The organism is Pseudanabaena sp. UWO310, from assembly GCF_006861605.1.
Classification (GTDB): Bacteria; Cyanobacteriota; Cyanobacteriia; order Pseudanabaenales; family Pseudanabaenaceae; genus Pseudanabaena.
Genome location: NZ_SELU01000003.1, coordinates 98,497 through 117,348, shown reverse-complemented (window position 1 = coordinate 117,348; position 18,852 = coordinate 98,497). Strand labels below are relative to the sequence as shown.

General features: G+C 44.2%; 16 protein-coding genes and 1 tRNA gene. 5 read left to right on the top strand and 12 right to left on the bottom strand.

The annotated features are described in order from the left end of the window. The first annotated feature begins 23 nt into the window (after positions 1 to 23). Together fabI and PseudUWO310_RS02240 are read left to right on the top strand one after the other, a co-directional pair. The gene (fabI, locus tag PseudUWO310_RS02245) at positions 24 to 800 is read left to right on the top strand and encodes an enoyl-ACP reductase FabI (protein WP_142598669.1); all 777 of its coding nucleotides are present in this window, start codon (positions 24 to 26) and stop codon (positions 798 to 800) included. A gap of 77 nt (positions 801 to 877) precedes the next feature. Further along, positions 878 to 1,561, top strand: coding sequence for a Crp/Fnr family transcriptional regulator (locus PseudUWO310_RS02240; protein ID WP_009625399.1), 684 nt, complete (start codon positions 878 to 880; stop codon positions 1,559 to 1,561). 165 nt (positions 1,562 to 1,726) lie between these two features. Here PseudUWO310_RS02240 and PseudUWO310_RS02235 read toward each other — a convergent pair whose 3' ends face one another. Together PseudUWO310_RS02235 and PseudUWO310_RS02230 are read right to left on the bottom strand one after the other, a co-directional pair. Then, a complete protein-coding gene (locus tag PseudUWO310_RS02235; protein ID WP_142598636.1) occupies positions 1,727 to 2,731 on the bottom strand; it encodes a zinc-dependent alcohol dehydrogenase family protein in 1,005 nt (334 codons plus the stop codon). A 317-nt stretch (positions 2,732 to 3,048) separates the two neighbouring features. After that, positions 3,049 to 3,636 carry a hypothetical protein gene (locus PseudUWO310_RS02230; protein WP_142598633.1) on the bottom strand — a complete coding sequence of 196 codons (588 nt, stop codon included), beginning with the start codon at positions 3,634 to 3,636 and terminating at the stop codon, positions 3,049 to 3,051. A 189-nt stretch (positions 3,637 to 3,825) separates the two neighbouring features. Between PseudUWO310_RS02230 and PseudUWO310_RS02225 the strand changes: the two genes are divergently transcribed. Continuing rightward, positions 3,826 to 4,278 (top strand): single-stranded DNA-binding protein, encoded by a 453-nt coding sequence (locus tag PseudUWO310_RS02225; RefSeq protein WP_223805500.1) that lies wholly within the window; start codon positions 3,826 to 3,828, stop codon positions 4,276 to 4,278. Positions 4,279 to 4,341: 63 nt separating this feature from the next. On the opposite strand, the gene PseudUWO310_RS02220 is transcribed toward PseudUWO310_RS02225, so the two are convergent. Further along, a tRNA-Thr gene (locus tag PseudUWO310_RS02220) sits at positions 4,342 to 4,413 on the bottom strand. 107 nt (positions 4,414 to 4,520) lie between these two features. Here PseudUWO310_RS02220 and PseudUWO310_RS02215 point away from each other — a divergent pair. Then, positions 4,521 to 6,197, top strand: coding sequence for an alpha/beta hydrolase (locus PseudUWO310_RS02215; RefSeq protein WP_142598630.1), 1,677 nt, complete (start codon positions 4,521 to 4,523; stop codon positions 6,195 to 6,197). Between the two features lie 143 nt (positions 6,198 to 6,340). Here the strand turns inward: PseudUWO310_RS02215 and PseudUWO310_RS02210 are convergent, their stop codons facing one another. The 4 genes from PseudUWO310_RS02210 to PseudUWO310_RS02195 form a co-directional block, all read right to left on the bottom strand. Further along, positions 6,341 to 6,715 (bottom strand): phasin family protein, encoded by a 375-nt coding sequence (locus tag PseudUWO310_RS02210; RefSeq protein ID WP_142598628.1) that lies wholly within the window; start codon positions 6,713 to 6,715, stop codon positions 6,341 to 6,343. Between the two features lie 347 nt (positions 6,716 to 7,062). Beyond that, a complete protein-coding gene (gene nadB / locus PseudUWO310_RS02205) occupies positions 7,063 to 8,640 on the bottom strand; it encodes an L-aspartate oxidase (RefSeq protein ID WP_142598626.1) in 1,578 nt (525 codons plus the stop codon). Positions 8,641 to 9,117: 477 nt separating this feature from the next. After that, positions 9,118 to 10,710 carry a hypothetical protein gene (locus tag PseudUWO310_RS02200; protein ID WP_142598624.1) on the bottom strand — a complete coding sequence of 531 codons (1,593 nt, stop codon included), beginning with the start codon at positions 10,708 to 10,710 and terminating at the stop codon, positions 9,118 to 9,120. A gap of 801 nt (positions 10,711 to 11,511) precedes the next feature. Beyond that, entirely contained in the window at positions 11,512 to 11,931 is a 420-nt protein-coding gene (locus PseudUWO310_RS02195; RefSeq protein ID WP_142598622.1) for an Npun_F0494 family protein, read from the bottom strand. A gap of 518 nt (positions 11,932 to 12,449) precedes the next feature. Here PseudUWO310_RS02195 and PseudUWO310_RS02190 point away from each other — a divergent pair. Beyond that, entirely contained in the window at positions 12,450 to 13,049 is a 600-nt protein-coding gene (locus PseudUWO310_RS02190) for a pentapeptide repeat-containing protein (protein ID WP_009627413.1), read from the top strand. Positions 13,050 to 13,090: 41 nt separating this feature from the next. On the opposite strand, the gene PseudUWO310_RS02185 is transcribed toward PseudUWO310_RS02190, so the two are convergent. From PseudUWO310_RS02185 to PseudUWO310_RS02165, 5 genes are all read right to left on the bottom strand, one after another. Then, complete coding sequence (locus PseudUWO310_RS02185; protein ID WP_142598620.1) at positions 13,091 to 14,440, bottom strand: four-carbon acid sugar kinase family protein; 1,350 nt, start codon at positions 14,438 to 14,440, stop codon at positions 13,091 to 13,093. Positions 14,441 to 14,505: 65 nt separating this feature from the next. Beyond that, positions 14,506 to 15,228 carry a hypothetical protein gene (locus PseudUWO310_RS02180; RefSeq protein ID WP_142598617.1) on the bottom strand — a complete coding sequence of 241 codons (723 nt, stop codon included), beginning with the start codon at positions 15,226 to 15,228 and terminating at the stop codon, positions 14,506 to 14,508. 135 nt (positions 15,229 to 15,363) lie between these two features. Continuing rightward, positions 15,364 to 16,356, bottom strand: coding sequence for a pentapeptide repeat-containing protein (locus PseudUWO310_RS02175; protein ID WP_009627416.1), 993 nt, complete (start codon positions 16,354 to 16,356; stop codon positions 15,364 to 15,366). Positions 16,357 to 16,383: 27 nt separating this feature from the next. Further along, positions 16,384 to 17,709, bottom strand: coding sequence for a sensor histidine kinase (locus PseudUWO310_RS02170; protein ID WP_142598615.1), 1,326 nt, complete (start codon positions 17,707 to 17,709; stop codon positions 16,384 to 16,386). 193 nt (positions 17,710 to 17,902) lie between these two features. Next, positions 17,903 to 18,796 carry a ferredoxin--NADP(+) reductase gene (locus tag PseudUWO310_RS02165; protein WP_142598613.1) on the bottom strand — a complete coding sequence of 298 codons (894 nt, stop codon included), beginning with the start codon at positions 18,794 to 18,796 and terminating at the stop codon, positions 17,903 to 17,905. Between the last annotated feature and the right edge of the window lie 56 nt (positions 18,797 to 18,852).

The window sequence follows — 18,852 nt, the reverse complement described above, 5'->3', positions numbered from 1 at the left end:
GTTAGGAAATATACATGACGGGTTTGTTAGATTTGAGCGGGAAAACCGCTCTTGTGACTGGGATTGCCAACAATCGTTCGATCGCTTGGGGTATTGCCCAGAAATTACATCAGGCTGGTGCTAAGCTCGGTATCACCTATTTACCAGACGATCGCGATCGCAATAAAGGTAAAGTTGCCGAGTTGACCGATCCCTTAGCGCCAGACTTCTTGTTACCTTGCAATGTTCAGGATGATGCTCAGGTTGACGATCTTTTTACCGCCGTTGCCGAAAAATGGGAAAAAATTGATATTCTGGTGCATTGTCTGGCATTTGCGAATAAAGAAGATTTATCTGGAAGCTTTACCGATATATCCCGTGAGGGATTTCAGTTAGCTTTAGATGTAAGCGCTTATTCCTTAATCCACCTATGCCGCGCTGCCAGACCTTTAATGAAAAATGGTGGTAGCGTAATCACCCTCACCTATATTGGCGGTGTCAAGGTTATTCCTAATTATAATGTGATGGGAATAGCCAAAGCAGCTCTGGAAATGAATGTGCGTTATTTAGCTTCAGATATGGGACCTGACAATATTCGGGTCAACGGCATCTCTTCGGGCACAATTCGCACGCTTGCTTCTTCGGCGATCGGTGATATTCACAAAATGTTACATCATTATGAAGAAAGTTCTCCTTTACGTCGCCTCGTTACGACGGAAGATGTGGGCAATGCCGCAGCTTTTTTGGGTAGCGATTTGTCCAGTGCTATAACTGGGCAAATTATCTATGTAGATTCTGGCTATGAGGTTATGGGTGTTTAATTCCCCGTAACTTTAGTAGCTAACAATGGCGATCGCTAATCTCTTGCTTACAAGATTCAGTCTTTTAAAAAATTCCCATGCAAACGGATATCTTCAAAGAGCTTTTTCCATTATTTGACGCTGCTAGCGCCGAAACTTTGGAATGGCTCCTCGCTGAAGCAGTAGAACGCGACTATCCTTCAGGAAGGGCGGTGCTAATGGAGGATGCTTGGGGCAATGCTGTGTATTTCATTCTTTCAGGCTGGTTAAAGGTTAGATTCTTAAGAAGTCAGGATGCGACAACACTAGCGATACTTGGCAATGGCGACTTTTTTGGAGAAATGGCGATTTTAGATGAATCACCTCGTTCTACAGATGTAGTCGCCTTTACGCCCGTGCGCGTTCTGAGTATTCCCGCCCAGAAGTTTATTCAGTTTCTGTTCAAAGATCCCCAATTGCATCATCGGATGTTGCAATTGATGGTACGCCGACTACGCAAAACTAATCAGCGTACCCAATTGCGCCAGCAAGTGCCTGCGGTCAGAATCGCTACGGTTTTGACTGGGTTAGCTGATGCCTATGGGAATAAGAATGAGTCGGGTATTGATATTTTCAATATTCCCGTGCAAGATATTGCCGATTTATCTGAAGTTAGCCCTGAAGATACAACTAAAGTATTGGATAAACTCAAGGAAAAGGGTTGGATCGTAGTCGATCCTAAGCGACAGGTAATGAGTATCGCCAATGAAAAACAAATGTCGCAGTTAGCGACTTTTCGTTAAAATCCATAGTTTGTTTGGCGATCGCTTTTTTCTTTTTAAAGCCGCAAACCCTTTCTCCAAGCCCAAAAGTAAAAGCCTTGCTACGCAAGGCTTTTACTTTTGGGCTGTTAAAATTTGCCAGCTTAACCCACACTGACGTTCATTTAGGCTTGCGCTAGAGTCCATTTAAATTGAAATTACAATTTTGCCAATCGCCGAACCAGTTTCTAAGAGTTGATGTGCTTTGGCAACGTCAGCAAGTTGAAATACTTCACTGACATGGATTTTTAGCTTGCCAGTATCAAATAAGGCAGCACTTTCACTGAGAACTTTTGCCTGTTGCACTTGCAAAGCGGTCTTCCCCAATAACATGGGGGTTAGCATCAGCTCAAAGCTAAATCGCAGGTTGCGGGTACGGGCAACTTTCCAGCTTATATCGGCTGGAGGTTCGAGAATGGTAACGAGATCGCCACAGATTTTAACCGCAGGAAAGCTTTGCTCGATGACCTTTCCGCCAACCGTGTCAAAAACAATGTCTACGCCTTCACCCTTTGTCCAGTTGATGGCAGCTTCGACAAAATCAGTATCCTTATAAGCGATCGTTAAATCTGCCCCTAAGCCTCTAGCAAATCTCGCCTTCGCTTCCGAGCCAATAGTCGTACAGACCTTTGCTCCTCTCAACTTAGCCAGTTGAATGGCGACATGCCCGACACCGCCTGCACCTGCATGAATCAGGACATTGGGGCTGATGCTTGCTGATTGGAGATTAGCGCGATCGTACAGAGCTTCCCATGCGGTAAGTAGGACCAAAGGGACGGCAGCAGCTTCTTCAAAACTGAGAGACTTGGGCTTATGGGCGGCGAACTTTTCATCAATAGTGGTCAGTTCAGCATAGTTGCCTTGGTGTAATCCTAAGCCACCATTACAAAAATAAACTTGATCGCCTACTTTAAACTTGCTAACTTCAGAGCCGATCGCTTCGACAACACCCGCACCATCACAACCCAGAATTGCGGGTAGGCGATCGGGCTGGAATGTTCCTCGAACGCGGATTTTAGTATCAATGGGATTGATCCCTGCGGCTTTGAGTCTTACTAATATCTCGGTAGGGGATTGAATAGTCGGGTCGGGGATATCGGCTATTTGCAATACATCGGGATCACCAACTGCGGTCATCAAAATTGCTTTCATTTACTGCTTTCTCCTGATATATAGCACTTAACCCAATAGAGATTTGCGGCGCTTCGTGCCGCAAATCTCTATTGGGTTTGATGTTTGTCCTAACATTACTGACTATAGCTATAAATATGGCGAGATAAATATGGCGCTCCACGATGCACTTCGTCCAAGAATTATTATAGCTATAGCCAAATAAGTTAAGACATAAAACCCAGAAGAGTGTTGCGGCGCTTCGCGCCGCAACACTCTTCTGGGTTTTGTTTTTGTCCTAACATAACTGGCTACTGCTATATTTCTGAGGCGCTATCGGGTTATATCCTGCTATGGCATTATTGTGGGGGTGCAGCAGGTCTGGGGCTAACACTAGGAGAAGGGGGCTGACGAATGGCATTATTATCGCCAGTACGTGGGGCATTCTGTAAGGAACGAGTTTGCCAATCACCAAAAAATCGATTCATGGCGGCAAAGCCCAGAATTGCAGCTCCACTCATGATCACTAGTAACACGATGATCGTCGTCCAAGTCTCTACAATCTCCGCAATGCCATAACGGGTGCGATAGGGATCGATCTTGCACAGATTATCGCGATCGCGAGCTACTACGGGACGACGAAATCTTAAACGATGATCATCCAGCTTTTCTAACAAAATCCATCCAGCTTGGGACTCTTCTGCGCATACTTTACTCAAAACCTTCCGACTGCGAAAACCACCGCTATTAGTACGTAAGATTTTAAATTCCCAGCCCTTGGGCTGATCGCTAGATGTGTTGGACTCATAGCGAGTAAGGTTTTCTTCTTCCACTTCTTCCCGCCGCCTATTACCTTGTTTTGCTCGAAATATTCTGTCGATAATCACGGACTGAATCCCAACATCGAGGATGATAGCACTGATGATGATTGCATTAACGGTCAGCATGATGCTTGATTAATCCTATTAGCAGCATAGCAGCTTGATAATCAGCAAAAGTATACATGGTGATGTGGGCTATTGCGCTCAAGATTTTGCCTGAAATATTGATTTATCTTTCTCATGTTTTGGCGATCGTTTGGCGATCGCGTTATGATTACTAATACAGTAAAATCGTTAGCTTTTGATAAATCACCTATGAACTCTATTGTCCTGATGGCAGAAGTGCTAACCGATCCAGAGCTACGCCGCACACCCGATAATCAAAGCTCGATCGCTTCATTTCTCGTGCAGTTTGCGGGCGGACGTGCTGATGATCCTCCCTATCGTATCAAGGTTGTGGGCTGGAATAATTTAGCAGATGAAATTGTTGAGAAATACCATAAAGGCGACCAAGTTGTAGTTGAAGGTCGTCTTCGTATCGACACTGTCGATCGCGGTACTTATAAAGAGAAACGGACGGAATTATTGGCTCAACGCATTCATAGCTCTAGCGGTAGCACTACCCCTAGCATATCAGCCCCTCGTGTCGCTCCCATCACTGCCCCAAATAATGCCTCAAATAATGTCCCAAGTAATGTTGTACCAATGTCAACATCCTATGTACCTGTGGCAGCCGCAACTCCCGATTATGACGATATCCCATTTTAAATTCAGAAAAAAAGAAGATGCTATGCATCCTCTTTTTTCTGGTTTTTTCTGAATTTATCGTAAAGCCGATGATGAGATTTGAACTCACGGCCTGCTGATTACGAATCAGCTGCACTACCCCTGTGCTACATCGGCATAGTTTGCATAGATAGATGGTTTGAATACATCTTTTTTGCGAAAGCAATTATAGCATCATCGCACATTTTACAAAAAATAGAAAATTGCTAGCCAAGAGATCGATCGTGGATATTTCATCGTTGGGGTTTCGAGATCTAACTGCCGCGATCGCCTCTTGCGGGCTTGGCATAGCGATCGCCTTTTCGCATATCTTGCCATCTCCTGCCTATAGTGCCGAAAAAATTCGCTTCTGGTATTCCCCTGCTGGCGAATTTACTATATATATTGACGATTTGGAGAAGTTTGCCAAGGAAGGAAAACTCAGCAAGCGGTTGGGATTCTATCTCGATCGATTGCCAGAACCGCAAAAAGCTCAATTTCGTGAGGCCTTATCGACCCGCTACAACATCAGTCATGTTACGGCTTCTCAATTTACCTACTCTCTGATTGGCGAAATTTTAGTACGTCGCTTAGGCCGAATTTTACAGATAACTCCACAACAAAATGGATTTTATGCTTTGCGGGCGGCGTTGATTCTCTCTGCAAATAGTGAAGAGGGATTGAGTATTCTCAATATTTTAAAAAGATATCCCGTTCCGATTATTTATTTAGACTTGCCAAGCGGTTTGCAAGCCTATGCAGAATTCTCTCAGTTGACCTATAAAAAGGAATTAGCGATCGCCGCTATTCAACAACAAGCGATCGCGGAAACTAAGAACAACCAAAATGAGAATAAAACACTAACCAACATTAACGATCTGCGCCGATCGGGCAAAGTAGTCTGGACTAAGGAGCAGTTTAGCTATTTCCAAAGCGATCGCCATGTCCATATTCCCGTCGATCTGTATCTACCCCAAGGATTGAGCCATCCCGCTCCCTTAATCGTCATTTCCCACGGACTTGCCTCCAATCCCGATACTTTTCAATATTTATCACAACATCTCGCTTCCAATGGCTTCGCAGTCGCCGCTCTAGAGCATCCTAAAACTGGCAGTCGTGACTTTGCCGCTTTTCTGTCTGGTTTAAGTAACGCTCCACAACCAGAGGAAGCGATCCAACGTGCGCGAGATGTGAAGTATCTACTGGATGCTTTAGAACAGAAGGTCAAAACCGATGCTCAATGGCGCGATCGCTTCAATCCAGAGCAAGTGGGATTGATCGGGCATTCTCTTGGTGGCTATACGGTGCTAACGTTAGGTGGCGCTCAATTAAACTTCAATCAGATTAATCGAGAATGTAGTATCCCCGAGCCAAATATTTCTTCTTTTAATATCTCCAAGGTTCTGCAATGTCGCTTTAGCTCGTCAGATATCAGTAACTTTGACCTAAGCGATCCTCGCGTCAAAGCAATCTTAGCCATAAATCCTCTCGGTGGCAGCACGCTCTTAGGGAAAGAAGGAATGCAAAATATTAGGATTCCGACGGCTATTTTTGCTAGTGGCGATGATTTGTTTACCCCTGCGGTTCCCGAACAGTTTTTTCCCTTTGTATGGTTAACTACTCCTCAAAAATATTTAGTGACCTTTCCCAAAGGTACACATTTTTCTTTCCTAGAGAGAAGCGATCGCGGCGTTTTGGTAGTTCCTGAAGCTGTGCTAGGCGAGAAACCAGAGTTTACGCATCCCTATGCCAAAGCATTTAGTCTTGCCTTCTTTCAAACCCATCTCAATAATCATCCTGAGTTTGCAGCTTATCTGAATAATACCTATATCCAAGCGATCGCACCGTCACAATTTCCCGCTTCATTGACGAGTAACTTCTCAGAAGAGCAACTTCGTCAGTCGCTAGAATTAGCACCATAAACAATAAATGTTGCGCGGCTTTACCGCGCAACATTTATTGTTTATGGTAGAAGCGCTCAGGCAGTAAAATTTGCCGCCATTCTCTTCTTGGGATTTGTTTTTGTCCTAAAGCAAGTCTTAAGGCAAGTGACGACAGCATTTAACTATTTCTGCAACCGTCTTAGCTCATCCTGCAATGCTTGAACTCTATCTTTAAGTTCATCTACATTATTCGTAGTAGGGCTAGAGCTTTCGCTATCCTCATCGTCAATCGAGATCGTGCGGGGAGTGTCCTTACCACTGGGGCTTGACGAAGTCTGGGTTTCCCCAATTGGCTTTTGGGAGTTACGCACGAGGTCATCAACAAATTTCTTTGCTTCTTCGGTTGTCATCTCGCCACGCTCTACGAGATCGTCAGCTAATTTACCTGCCTGAGTGCGCAGTTCGCTGAGGGTTTCGCCTGCTTTTTCCCCAGCAACCGTTGCCAAGCCAAGTCCTAGATAAAATGCTTTTTGGACGATGCCACCAAATGGATTCATTGCCATTATTCCTAGAAATATTGAGTGACAGAAAAAATGATCTCTTGCGTTTATTTTAACTTCTACAGCCCTAAAGAAGAGATATTTTTTGCGATCGCGCTATTAGTCAAGTTTTTATAGCTGTCGCCAGTCTTGTTAGGACAAAATCAAACCCCAAAAAGAGGATTGCCGCGCAGAGCGCGGCAACCCTCTTTTGTTTACAGTCGACGGCAACTACACAAATCCCCAAAGGCTAATTATCAAGCTAAGTAGTTCAGCATAATTTAAAAAACCAGAAGCGAGTACCGCCCACGTAGCGGACGGTACTCGCTTCTGGTTTTTAAGTTTACTTATACCTAGCTACTTAATTACAAAATCGACGATCGCGAGATATCTTGTCCCGTAATGAGGGTATGCGATCGCCAAGAGGGATCGGTGTCGGGGAAGTCATCTCGATAATGAGCACCACGACTTTCCGTGCGAAACAGCGCCGATCGGATTAACAAATAGGCATAATCAGCAAGATTACGGGTTTCGATCCATAGGCGCGATGGTTCGGCAAGGTTGATTAATTCATCTTGCCATCTAGTAATTTCAGTCAAGGCAGTTTCCAACTCAGCTTGCACTCGACAAATTCCCGCCGCTTGCCAACTGAGGTTCTGAATTCCCCATTTAATATTTTGAATAGTTGTCGAATTCCCCCGATCGGCGAGTTGCGGGGCGATCGCTTTGGGCAATCCAAAAATTTGTGTGGGTTGAGCGCAAACCCTTTCTGCTAAACGTTCGCCAAAAACAAAACATTCTAAAAGCGAATTACTAGCCAAACGATTAGCTCCATGCACACCCGTACTAGCAGCTTCGCCCACCGCATATAATCCCTCAATGGAAGTAGCTCCATCGGCATCAACCACAATCCCACCCATACAATAATGGGCGGCAGGAGTTACGGGAATCGGAGTGGAGAAAATATCAATTTGCCACTGTTGACAAATTTTGATGATATTAGGAAAGCGATGGGAAATTGTGTGCTTCGGAATGGGTTGTAAATCTAGAAATACAGTTGGTTCTTTAGTTTGCTGGAGATGGCTAAAAATAGCGCGGCTAACTACATCTCTGGGGGCGAGTTCTCCTTTAGGATGATAATTAAAGGCAAATCGATCGCCAAGGCGATCAATTAAATGCGCTCCCTCTCCTCGCACAGCCTCACTGATTAAAAATCTCGGTGCATCGGGTAAAGCAAGGGCAGTGGGATGGAACTGCACGAATTCCATATCGCGAATTACAGCTCCCGCTCGCCACGCGATCGCTACTCCATCTCCCGTACTAGACGGAGGATTGGTATTTTGAGAAAAGACCTGAGCGCCTCCCCCAGCCGCCAACACCACGATGGGGGAAACTAAACAACCAATTTCCCGATCTCGATCCAGATAAAAAACACCACCACAGCGCCCCTTATCCATATGCAGATCCAAAACTAGGGTTTGACTCAAAACCTGAATTTGAGGATTTTGCAGTACAGCCGCCGCTAACTTTGATACCAAGGCTCGACCCGTTGTATCCGCAGAATGTAACACTCTCCGCCTTGAATGGGCAGCTTCTAGGGTTAAGGCCAAGCTGCCATCTTCAGCGCGATCAAAGTCAACCCCAAGAGCGATCAATTGTTGAATTTGTCGGGGTGCGGCATTCACTAAAATATCTACGGCTTCTGCTTCACACAGACCAACGCCAGCCTGTAGAGTATCTTTGCCGTGAAACTGAGGCGCATCATTTTTGTCGATAACCGCTGCTATTCCTCCTTGCGCCCAATCACTCGCAGAGGTTGATAGGTTATCTTTGGTCACTAACCCAATACGCCAGTTTGGTGCTAATTCGGTGATTCGGAGAGCAGTATATAGACCAGCAGCACCGCTGCCGACGATCAAAGCGTCAAACCTTGTTTGGTTCATCAAGTAAAGCCAAGTTGTCAGTATTTCGATAAGATTCGATATTAGATCAATTTGACACTCGCCACACCCAATTCCAGTATATAGCAACGTAAGGTTTGCTTAAGACATAAGCCCGAAGAGACAAGTGGCGGCGCAAAGCGCCGCCACTTGTCTCTTCGGGCTTATTTGCACTTTTTTGTTTGAATTTACAGCGCTTCGCGCTCAAACCCAAACCAAGGAAATTTTTGAAAGCGTTGCAAAGCAACGCTTTCAAAAATTTCCTTGTGGTTCGTTTGATCGATAATTGCTGTTAAGTAGCGAAGCATAAAAAGAGCGTACCGCCCGCCTAGCGAGTGGTACGCGCTCTAATTTGGTCTTTTAACTATGCTGAACTAAGTAGCTAGGCATAATTAAAATCCAGATTAAAAACCTGTGGCGCACGCTGCGCGTGCGCCACAGGTTTTTGGGTTTTATATTTAATTCCGCCTAGCTACTTACTTAGAAAAAGCTGGGAATACCGTTGGGACGTAGATCTTTGAAGTCTAAAATCTTACGAACCACATCGATGGTAGACTGCGAGTTCTCAATTGGAATTAAAGGTGATAGCTGTCCTGGAAGAACCTGCATTACAGGAGGCATATCCTTAGTAAATACACTAATCGTCCGATCGATCAGCGATCGCTCACCCTTCGCAAAAGCATTGGTATAGGTGCAATTATTGGTTGCTTGAGGTAGTCCTGCAACGTTAAATAACCCAATCGGAATACCCTGTGAAGTGGTCAAAAATCTCGCCACGCTCTCTGTGAGAATGCTCGTCGTCTGAATTTGCGTGAAATAGTCATAGACTTTAGTATTGCTGTCAATGAGACCGACACGCTGAGAGTCGATACCAGAGATAGTTCTTAAAGTTCCGTAAGCGGAGGGATCGCTGGGTAAAATCAGGCTAATAGCAGAAAAGTCTTTGAGTAGCTGAACTTCGCTATAGCCTAAAGGACGATTATTCACATCGAACAATCTGACAACTAAGCGATCGCCTGGATTTAAGCCACGGATAAAGGTAGCGCGTTGGTTAATTGTGAAGCGATAATCCCCTAAAAAGCGCTCTTCGAGGAATCCTTTAGGGCGCTTGGAACGGAGAGACAATCTGGCAATGACCTGAGATGTACTCGCGGGGTTTTGCAAAACGGCAAGGCTAAAATGTCCGCGATGGGGATTCTTCTTTGACATTTCCACACCGTCAGGCTGTTTTTCGTCGCGATCGCGATCTTTGCGATCGTCACCCTCATAGTCATCATCTTCATCGCCGCGATACTTTCTAGATTCAACGATCGGTTTCAACGGTTTGACCGAACTATCAGTCTGAACGTTAGTAGTCTGGACGATGGTAGTTTGACTGGATTGCGTATTGGTCGATTGAGAACTAGAGATTCCTAAATCGCGATCGGAAAGTCCCGAACCATTTACCGTATTGTAGGAGTTATTAGAGGAATTGCTCGAAGAAGTTACAACGGAAGTTACTCTTCCAGTATTAATTTCAGACAATCTCGTTGTGGTAATGGAAGAGAAAGACTTGATTTCTTCAATCTCAAATCTCGAATCCTTCACTCCATTAGGCAAGTCGTAGCGAACGCTAGTAATCGCCTTGAGATCGCCATTGTAAATATCATCAAGAGAGATCTTTTCGCTGAGTAAATTTAACGGAATTACTTCCACAGGAGCAATTTGCCGCCCTGAATTTTTGGAGAGGAGTCTTGCTCCTGAGTTGGTATAAACTTCGCGCCATTCCCCAGAGCGTCTTACATACAGTTGATAGACAGCATTCGCATAGGTTGTAGAAGGCTTATTAGCAATATCGAAGAGAATGCCAATACTAGAAAGATTGCCCGAATTATCAAGTAGGCGGAGTAACTGAACTCCCGTCTGCCAATCCTGTGGAACTTGGGCGATCGTTTGTGGAGTCAGTGGGTCAGCGATCGCTTCTAACGTAGAGAGAAAAGGAGTCGTAGTGAGGGTTGCAGCAATAATTGATAAAGAAGCCTTCTGAATTCTATTACTCAGTTGATTGCGAAAAATTTTACGGAAAATATTCATTATGATTTATTCCTAACTCAATTTACTACGTGATTTGTACTACGTGCTTTGTACTACGTGCTTTGTACTACGTGCTTTTATACTTAAGTAGCCAAGCATAAGTAAACTCAAGCCCTAGACGAGCGTAACGCCCGCTAAGCGGGCGTTACGCTCTCTGGTTTTGGGTCTTAACTATGCCGAACGACTTACGTGATTTGCTAGAGCCAACTTACAGTTACTGTCAACCACCCAAATTATCAGGAAAAGCTTAAAATTGTGGCAATGTAACAGTTCTAAGCCTTTTCTGTGATTCGGGTTGAAGAGCAAAGCTCTACAGGAATGCTGGATGAATGCTGGCGCGTATAGTTGCCATAGCCCTCAGCTATGGGACGATCTAATGAAGCTTTAGTTCCATTTTTTCTAAAAAACTCTCAAACCAATAATTTCTAAGTACCTCAGCACAATTAAAATTCAGAACTAAAACCTGCGGCGCACGCTGCGCGTGCGTCACAGGTTTTAGGGTTTTATATTTAATTCAGCCCACTAATACCAAAGCTCAAAATGGCATAGCCATTTTGAGCTTTGGTATTAAGTAGCTAGACCTAATTAAAAACCAAACCCAGAGAGCATACTGCCCGCGCAGCGGGCGGTATGCTCTCTGGGTTTTAAGTTTACTTATGCCTATCTACTTAGTTCTTTGATAGCTGTCGCCAAGTGTACTAGGACATAAAACCCAAGAATTAATTGGCGGCGCAAAGCGCCGCCAATTAATTCTTGGGTTTTGATTTGTCCTAATTCAAGTGACTATAGCTATAAAAGAGGCTACAGAAATCGAGATATTTGAATTTGCATCCAAAAATTTTGCAAGCGATCGCAAAAACTAGCGATCGGAAATTTTGGCTGTGCTTGCCACTTATCTAATAGAAAATGTCCCATCGGAGTCAACCGAAAACTATCAGTAATACCTTGACCATCAACCTCGCGCCGCAATATTCCAACTTGGATCAACCATAGCAAGGAATTCTCCGTAATGATTAGGTTGGTCTGATGCGTCAAATATTGGTTTTTAAGCCCCTCATGACCAGCGATCGCCCTAAGATTTACACCCTGTATAGCCATATCCGCAAACAATTTCACGGTAAAGGGGGCGCAACGTAACGCTATTTCGGCTCTTTGTACTATTTGGGGCGCATATTCAGCAAAATCTTTGCCATTGTTCCTATCGAGAATTTCAGTTGCCATAACGATAATTTAAGATTCTATATCTTTATATTTCAACATATTTCCATAGGGCTATATCTCAAAAATAATACTAGTAGCCCAGAGCCAAACTAGCATTATCTTCTTAACGCGATAAAAGATAGGCGCTATCCTTTATTAAAATCAAGATAATCTTAATTTATCTTGATTTAATTGTATCTATTAGGATCTTTTTTATCCTTCTTTTCGGAAGGATCTTTCTTGGGCTTTTTAGTCTCTTTATTGCCCTTTTGTTCTTTAGACATAATTTTCTCTATTGCTAATAAAAGTTGATAATAAATGACAATAAATATTTTTAAATGATATTTATTACTATTATTCTAACCCAATTACAAATAATCTGTGGGCTTTGGATCGCTCCCTGCAGTAAGCCTATCTTTGGGAGTTATTGTTAGCCCTATGCAATCCTATAGGGTGAAGTGCAATCTAAGGAGACTATTCTATATTTAAACCATTAGTTACTATCAGCAACTATATGTTCCAGCTAGTGAGCGATCGTCATGATGTCTACCCAAAATCCTAAAACTCACTCTCATCCAACTAATGCCCTTGCGATGGGAATGGCACTAAAAAAAATGTATGAGTTAGGTCGTAAAGATTTTGATTACGAAAATTTTTCTGGGCTGAAATTATCATGCTGCAAGCTATCAGCTATTAACCTGACCAGCTCAGACTTGCGAAATGCCGATCTTGACCTCACTGATCTAAGCGAAGCTGATTTGCGCGGGGCAAATTTAGAACAATCGACTTTAAGCTTTACGAACTTGACTAATGCCGATTTGAGCAATGCCAATTTAAGGGAGGCAAATCTGGGGGGAGCCGATTTAAGTGGCGCAATTCTAAGAGGGGCAAGTCTTCAAAACGCAAATTTACGGGGTGCGAATCTGAGCAACGCTCATCTTGAGTTTGCCAATCTGCAAGGAGCCGATCTGACGGGGGCAAATTGCTTTAGCTGCAATTTTAGTTACGCTAACCTGCAAAATGCTGATTTGACTGAAGCCAATTTAGACAATACAAACCTACTCAAAAGTGATTTCACTAATGCCTTACTTCTAGGAACCAGCTTAAACAATACGAGCCTAGAAGAGACAAATTTGTAAGTAATTGAGTAAATAAAATGAGTTTCTGACAATCTTCAGGCTCAGTTGTCTGCTTCAATCCCGATCGCGAGTCTGCTGTAAACCGTTGCTAAGGCATTGGCATCACCGACATTACCAGGGAATAGGATCACGGGAAGATCGGGGAAACGGGGATGATCGGCTGGAGTACGTACTACCGAACAACCCGCAAGAATCTGTCCCAATAGTCTTGCTGTAGGTAAATTTAAACCTTTGCTTAAAACATCGTTAGAAGTAATCCCCCCCTTACTAATTAAAAAGCCAATATCGGCGGGTAAATTCTGGACGATCGCCATTAATAGGGCTGAGACAGATTGCCCAAAAGCAAGGCGTGTTGCAATATCGGTAAATTCCAATTCTTTACGACTAGTAAATACTACGGCTGTTTTTCCAGATGCGTGAGCCTGCTGCACTTGCAATAGGGCTTCCTCTTGCAGTGTTTTTGCCTGAGTCGCGGCATCTTGTAACAGACGAGAGACATCAATCTCCACGGGGAAGGTATTGGGGGCTTTGAGTAGATTTTCGAGTTGTTCCGTTGTTTTTTTGACATGGGAACCAACGATCGCCACGCCTGCCTTGTGCGATCGCATATATTTTGACATGTCCTCAGCGGCGATCGGCTGCGGGGGCAACTTGGCAAGGGCTGTCAATAAACTTGCAGCACTGCGGAAAAGAAACCGTTTGCCCGTAGCGGCGATCGCCAAAACATCCGAGGCAAATTGATTGAGATCGGCTTGGTTTTCCGCATCAACCACACCGCATTGATTATCGGACAAACGCGCTAAACGTTGCCGAATGCCCGAACGAATATCCCCCAACAAAAAACGCTGTACATTTGCCGCAGGAATTTTTCCCTTAGTTTTTTCCTCAACATAATCAGGTAAATAACTATGTCGATAACCAAATACTGAATCCTTGGCAAATTCAGTTTCGTGGACTGGGGTCGGTACGCCATTGACAACTAAATAATGAATACTGGATTTCGTAAAGCGTCCACCTTCAAAAAATGCAGGCACTAAAAAATGTGCATCGAAATCACCTAGCTCTTCGGCGATCGCATCCGTCTCGACGGGATAATGTCCCCGCAGAGTCGAGTCGGAACGACTGACAATCAAAAATTCTTGAATACCTTCGGCAGCAAGGGCAGGCTTGAGATTGCGGCAAACTTCACGAGTCACCTTGGTGGCATCTTCGGCAGTAAGCGATCGGGTATTGGTCAATACAAACATAATCGGAGAAGCATCCGCTAAACCGATCCGCAAAGTATCCACATCCCATCTAGTCAGTAATAGACAGCTATGTACTGTTTGCGAACCTGTCGGATCGTCATCAAGCACAATAATTTTGGGTTGCCGAGAAGAAGTAGCTGCCATTGCTTTCTAGATAGCGTTTGTCTGATGAGTATACCAATCGCCAAGGCAATTTGTGACGATTCGCTTTAATAGAATGGTTTTAAAGCTTGCAAAATTACGGCTGACGCACGTTTCGCATCTTCAGGTTGATCGAGGGTTAGGCATACCTCAGCTAATCGTTTTTCTAGGGATTCAACGGTTTCGTAAGTTTGAAACAAAGTTTGGATCAAATCGTCAATGTCATAGGTATATAGGGCTGACCAGTCACGTTCTTGGGGACTAAAACGATAGTTTAGGGTTGAGAATAGTAAAATCTTGGCATGGAGAGGACTAATATTCCGCGATATATCCGCACGTAAATCGAACAGATTTGTTAAATGTTTCAGGTTATGCCGATGGGGAACCGTATCAAAGTCATTTTTTTCATGCGGATCGTGGCTAGATATCGACTGGCTAATAGGGACATTCGATACCTCTGGATTTAAAAAGCTATGGGGAAGTTTACCTTCATCACGCAAGGTATAGAGAAAGCCAAGGCTATCAATAATATTATCTGCCGCAAGCAGATAGTCTGATTGCTTACTCAGTTGTTTGACATGGCTATTTAGCTTGTGCTTGAGCATATTGAGATCGGGAAACAGGATCATCAATTCGCGCACAAGTTCACGTACATGCAACGCTTTAACTTCGTTGACATCATTTGACCAAGAATCATGACAGGTGAAGAGGATAAGTCGTTTGATGCGAAGTACATTGCTGTCTTGCTCCAAGCTATCTATAACTTCCTCTAGAAGACTTGAATCTTCCATATTTTTGTTAGGCGATGCAATGCTCAGTTGTCATATTGATTGATGAAGGCGGTATACGTCAAGGTAATACCAATGCTCAAAATGGCAACGCCATCAAGAATAGGACATTGCTAGAGCAATATCTCATGGGCTGAACTATGGATGGGATTTACCATCGGGCATAGTTGCCCCACTAAAGATTGTGCCAATGGTGCTAGCACCACTAAGCTCGGCTCGGGTCAAGATGGCATTGCTCAGATCGGCTCCATCCAGATTAGCCCTGACCAAATAAGCATCTACTAAACTGGCTTGACTGAGATTGGCTCGATCAAGAAGCGATCGCGATAAATCGCTGCCTGTAAGTATCGCTTGAATCAACCCTGCATTACTTAAAGTTGCCATACTGAGATTGGCTTTACTAAGATTTGCCCCAAATAAATTAGCAAGACGCAGATTCGCATTTTTGAGATCCGCCTTCATGAGGTTCGCCCCCTTGAGATTCACCTCGGTGAGATTGGCTTGACTAAGATTTACCTCCGTAAAAATAGTGCCAATAGCGATCGCCCCACTGAGATTTGCCCCTTGTAAATTCACCCTCGAAAGCGTTGCCTCGCTGAGATTTGCCCCAGATAAGTCTACCCCCGTAAGATCAGAACCACTGAGATTTGCCCCCCGCAAGTCCGCCTTACGTAAATTTGCACCGACCATGTTAGTAGGAGGATAACCCCGTTCCTCACGCATGAGCGCAGCGCTCAGGATCGCACAACGTAAATTTGCCCCGCGCAGATTGACACTTCGCAAATCAGCCTCACTCAGATTGGCATCCATTAAGTTGGCAAGGGAAAGATTTGCCCCAAATAGATTGACGCGCTGTAGCATGGCTCCATGTAAGTCCGCCTCCGTGAGGTTTGCACTCATCATGATCGCTTGGTTAAGAGTTGCGCCACCAAGTTTTGCACCTGATAAATTGGCATGATTAAAGGTGACTTTGTTTAAATAGGCAAAGACAAAATTGGTGCGCCTCAGGTCAGCCTTGGTCAAGTTAATACCGATTAGATCGCTATTAAATAAGTTGGCATTAGCGAGATTTAAACTAGCAAAGTCACGCCGACCAGAAGCATAGTCTTTCAGGAGTTTTTCTGCGCTCATGATTTAGTTAAATAAGTACTCTGAGCCTTACAAAGTGTTAGTAAAAGTATTAGTAACGGAATTCGTTTGTGTGGGAATTGAGATCGTAATCCATGCTCCTCCAGTTTCAGGATGATTTTTGGCATCGATCGCGCCATGGTGGAGGGTGACGATCTGACGCACGATCGCTAAACCTAAGCCACTGCCGCCGCGATCTAGTCCCGATCTCGTTCTCGATAGATCGATTTGATAAAAGCGATCAAAAATATAGGGTAAAGATTCTTCAGGAAAGCCGTCACCTGCGTCAATGGTTTCTATATGTAGAGTTGAGTCTACCACGCTAGTTTTGATTGTAATCGACTGAAGTGATGGACTATGTTTAATGCTGTTATCAAATAAGTTAAGCAAGAGTCGATAGATCCGCGACTCATCAAGTTGCCATGTTAATGACCTATCCCCAATATGGTTGAGCTTGACTTGCTTGCGATTTGCCAATGGCTCAAGGGTTGACCACACCGCCTGTATCAATGGGGATAACTCTACTTCCTTTAGGTTGAGGGGCGGCGCAATGCCGACATCCATCTGTCCAATTTCGAGAAGATCCTGTACGAGTTTTGTCATCCGCTCTACTTCCCCCAGCAGTCGCTCTACCCAAATTTTGGCGGAAGCATCGACACGAGATTCGATCGTCTCGGCAACCAAACGGATTGATGTCAGCGGCGTTTTTAATTCATGGGCAATATCCGATGTCCAACGATCGCGTTGTTGCGTGATGGCAATTGCCTCTTGGCGATCTTCCAAAAAAATTCCCACCTGACCGCGTCCCAGATAAATACTATGGGCACGAATTGGTCTGCCTATCTGTGGTACGGGATTAGCGGGATCGGGAATCGCTGGATGAAATACCCAATCAACTTGAGCACTGTGGTTTAGCGATCGCGTTTTCTCGACCAAATGATCGAGTTCGTAGGATCGGATTAGTTGTAATAAAAATGGTTTGCGAAGTAAGCCATGATGGTGATTGGCAATACCCATCATCGTGGCGGCTCTTTCATTGCATATTGCTAAGCGATTGTCTTGATCGACTTGGATATAGCCAATGGGAGCGACTTCCACAATTTTTGCCAATAGGCTTTCAACTTCATCGTCATCGGGGGCAATGCTCTCTGAGGGCTCCCGCTCAAGACGGCTATTTTGATGTAAGTTCTCCGCCCAAGATTTCAGGCTATGGATCGATCTGTTTTTAACACCATTGTGCGATCGCTTCCGAAATTTACGTTTATGTCTTTGTTTGGCATAATTCCAGCTTACCCAGCAAGCACTAGTGGCGATCGCACCAATCCCAATCCCTACGAGTAGCCAGAACAGTTCCATTTTTGTGGTTAAGAAATTATCAGTAAGCCCAAATTCCCAAAATATACTAATTTACCGAAATGAGACAACACTTCAATGAATTAAAAAACAAGCCCAGTAAGGTTTTACACCAATTCCCAAAACCAGAGAGCGTACCGCCCGCTACGCGGGCGGTACGCTCTTCTAGGTTTTAAGTTTAGCTATGCTTAGCTACTTAGTAAGTTTCAACATGCCAACGACCGTCTTTTTTGAGTTGCTTTTCAAAATCTTTCCAAACAACATCGCTCTTGGCTGCGGTCTTAGTCATGAACTCAGAAATGCCATCTTCCATACCACGGAGACCACACATATAGGTGTGGGTTGTGGGCTTTTGGAGTAGCTCCCATAACTCATCAGCATATTCAGCCATGCGGTTTTGGATGTACATCTTTTCACCGTTAGCATTTTTTTGTTCGCGGCTAATCGCCACATCGTAGCGGAAATGACGTTTATGTTTATAAGCCATCCACTCTAGATCGGGCTTATACAAAACTGTCGTATCGGTAGGTACGCCAAAAAAGAGCCAAGCTAAACCCTTGAACTGGTAATCGGGATGCTGTTCTTTAAACATGCGCCATAGGAAAGCCCGAAATGGGGCAATACCTGTACCTGTAGCAATCATGATGATTGTGGCATTGGGATCATCGGGTAACAGCATCTCCTTCCCAACTGGTCCCGTTAGCTTCACTTCTTCACCTGGCTTAAGATCGGTCAAAAAGTTAGAGCAGACTCCTTTGATGGTCTCACCTGCTTCATTTTGATACTCTAAACGCTTGACGCTTAAGGATAGGGTCTTACCATCAAGATCGTCACCGAGACGAGTTGAGGCGATCGAGTAGAGACGGAGTTTATTGGGCTTACCGTTTTTGTCTTCACCTGGAGGAATGACACCAATACTTTGACCTTCTAAGTAACGAAGATCGCCGCCAGAGATATCAATCTTTACATGACGTGTATCACCAACGGCTCCTGGTCTTACCAGTACATCATTGGAAATACATTTTGCTGTAAAGGGATTGGCTGGGCGGTAGATATTGACAGGAATATCTTTTTCTGAATTTGCACTCATGGGAAGTTATATGGACGGTATATGACAGAAGGACACGAAGTCATTATATTTTCAAA

Bases quoted from the DNA above. Each gene is read 5' to 3' on its own strand.
- PseudUWO310_RS02240 (WP_009625399.1), top strand. From the start codon at position 878: ATGCAAACGGATATCTTCAAAGAGCTTTTTCCATTATTTGACGCTGCT.
- PseudUWO310_RS02235 (WP_142598636.1), bottom strand. From the start codon at position 2,731: ATGAAAGCAATTTTGATGACCGCAGTTGGTGATCCCGATGTATTGCAA.
- PseudUWO310_RS02230 (WP_142598633.1), bottom strand. From the start codon at position 3,636: ATGCTGACCGTTAATGCAATCATCATCAGTGCTATCATCCTCGATGTT.
- PseudUWO310_RS02225 (WP_223805500.1), top strand. From the start codon at position 3,826: ATGAACTCTATTGTCCTGATGGCAGAAGTGCTAACCGATCCAGAGCTA.
- PseudUWO310_RS02210 (WP_142598628.1), bottom strand. From the start codon at position 6,715: ATGAATCCATTTGGTGGCATCGTCCAAAAAGCATTTTATCTAGGACTT.
- nadB (WP_142598626.1), bottom strand. From the start codon at position 8,640: ATGAACCAAACAAGGTTTGACGCTTTGATCGTCGGCAGCGGTGCTGCT.
- PseudUWO310_RS02200 (WP_142598624.1), bottom strand. From the start codon at position 10,710: ATGAATATTTTCCGTAAAATTTTTCGCAATCAACTGAGTAATAGAATT.
- PseudUWO310_RS02195 (WP_142598622.1), bottom strand. From the start codon at position 11,931: ATGGCAACTGAAATTCTCGATAGGAACAATGGCAAAGATTTTGCTGAA.
- PseudUWO310_RS02190 (WP_009627413.1), top strand. From the start codon at position 12,450: ATGATGTCTACCCAAAATCCTAAAACTCACTCTCATCCAACTAATGCC.
- PseudUWO310_RS02185 (WP_142598620.1), bottom strand. From the start codon at position 14,440: ATGGCAGCTACTTCTTCTCGGCAACCCAAAATTATTGTGCTTGATGAC.
- PseudUWO310_RS02180 (WP_142598617.1), bottom strand. From the start codon at position 15,228: ATGGAAGATTCAAGTCTTCTAGAGGAAGTTATAGATAGCTTGGAGCAA.
- PseudUWO310_RS02175 (WP_009627416.1), bottom strand. From the start codon at position 16,356: ATGAGCGCAGAAAAACTCCTGAAAGACTATGCTTCTGGTCGGCGTGAC.
- PseudUWO310_RS02170 (WP_142598615.1), bottom strand. From the start codon at position 17,709: ATGGAACTGTTCTGGCTACTCGTAGGGATTGGGATTGGTGCGATCGCC.
- PseudUWO310_RS02165 (WP_142598613.1), bottom strand. From the start codon at position 18,796: ATGAGTGCAAATTCAGAAAAAGATATTCCTGTCAATATCTACCGCCCA.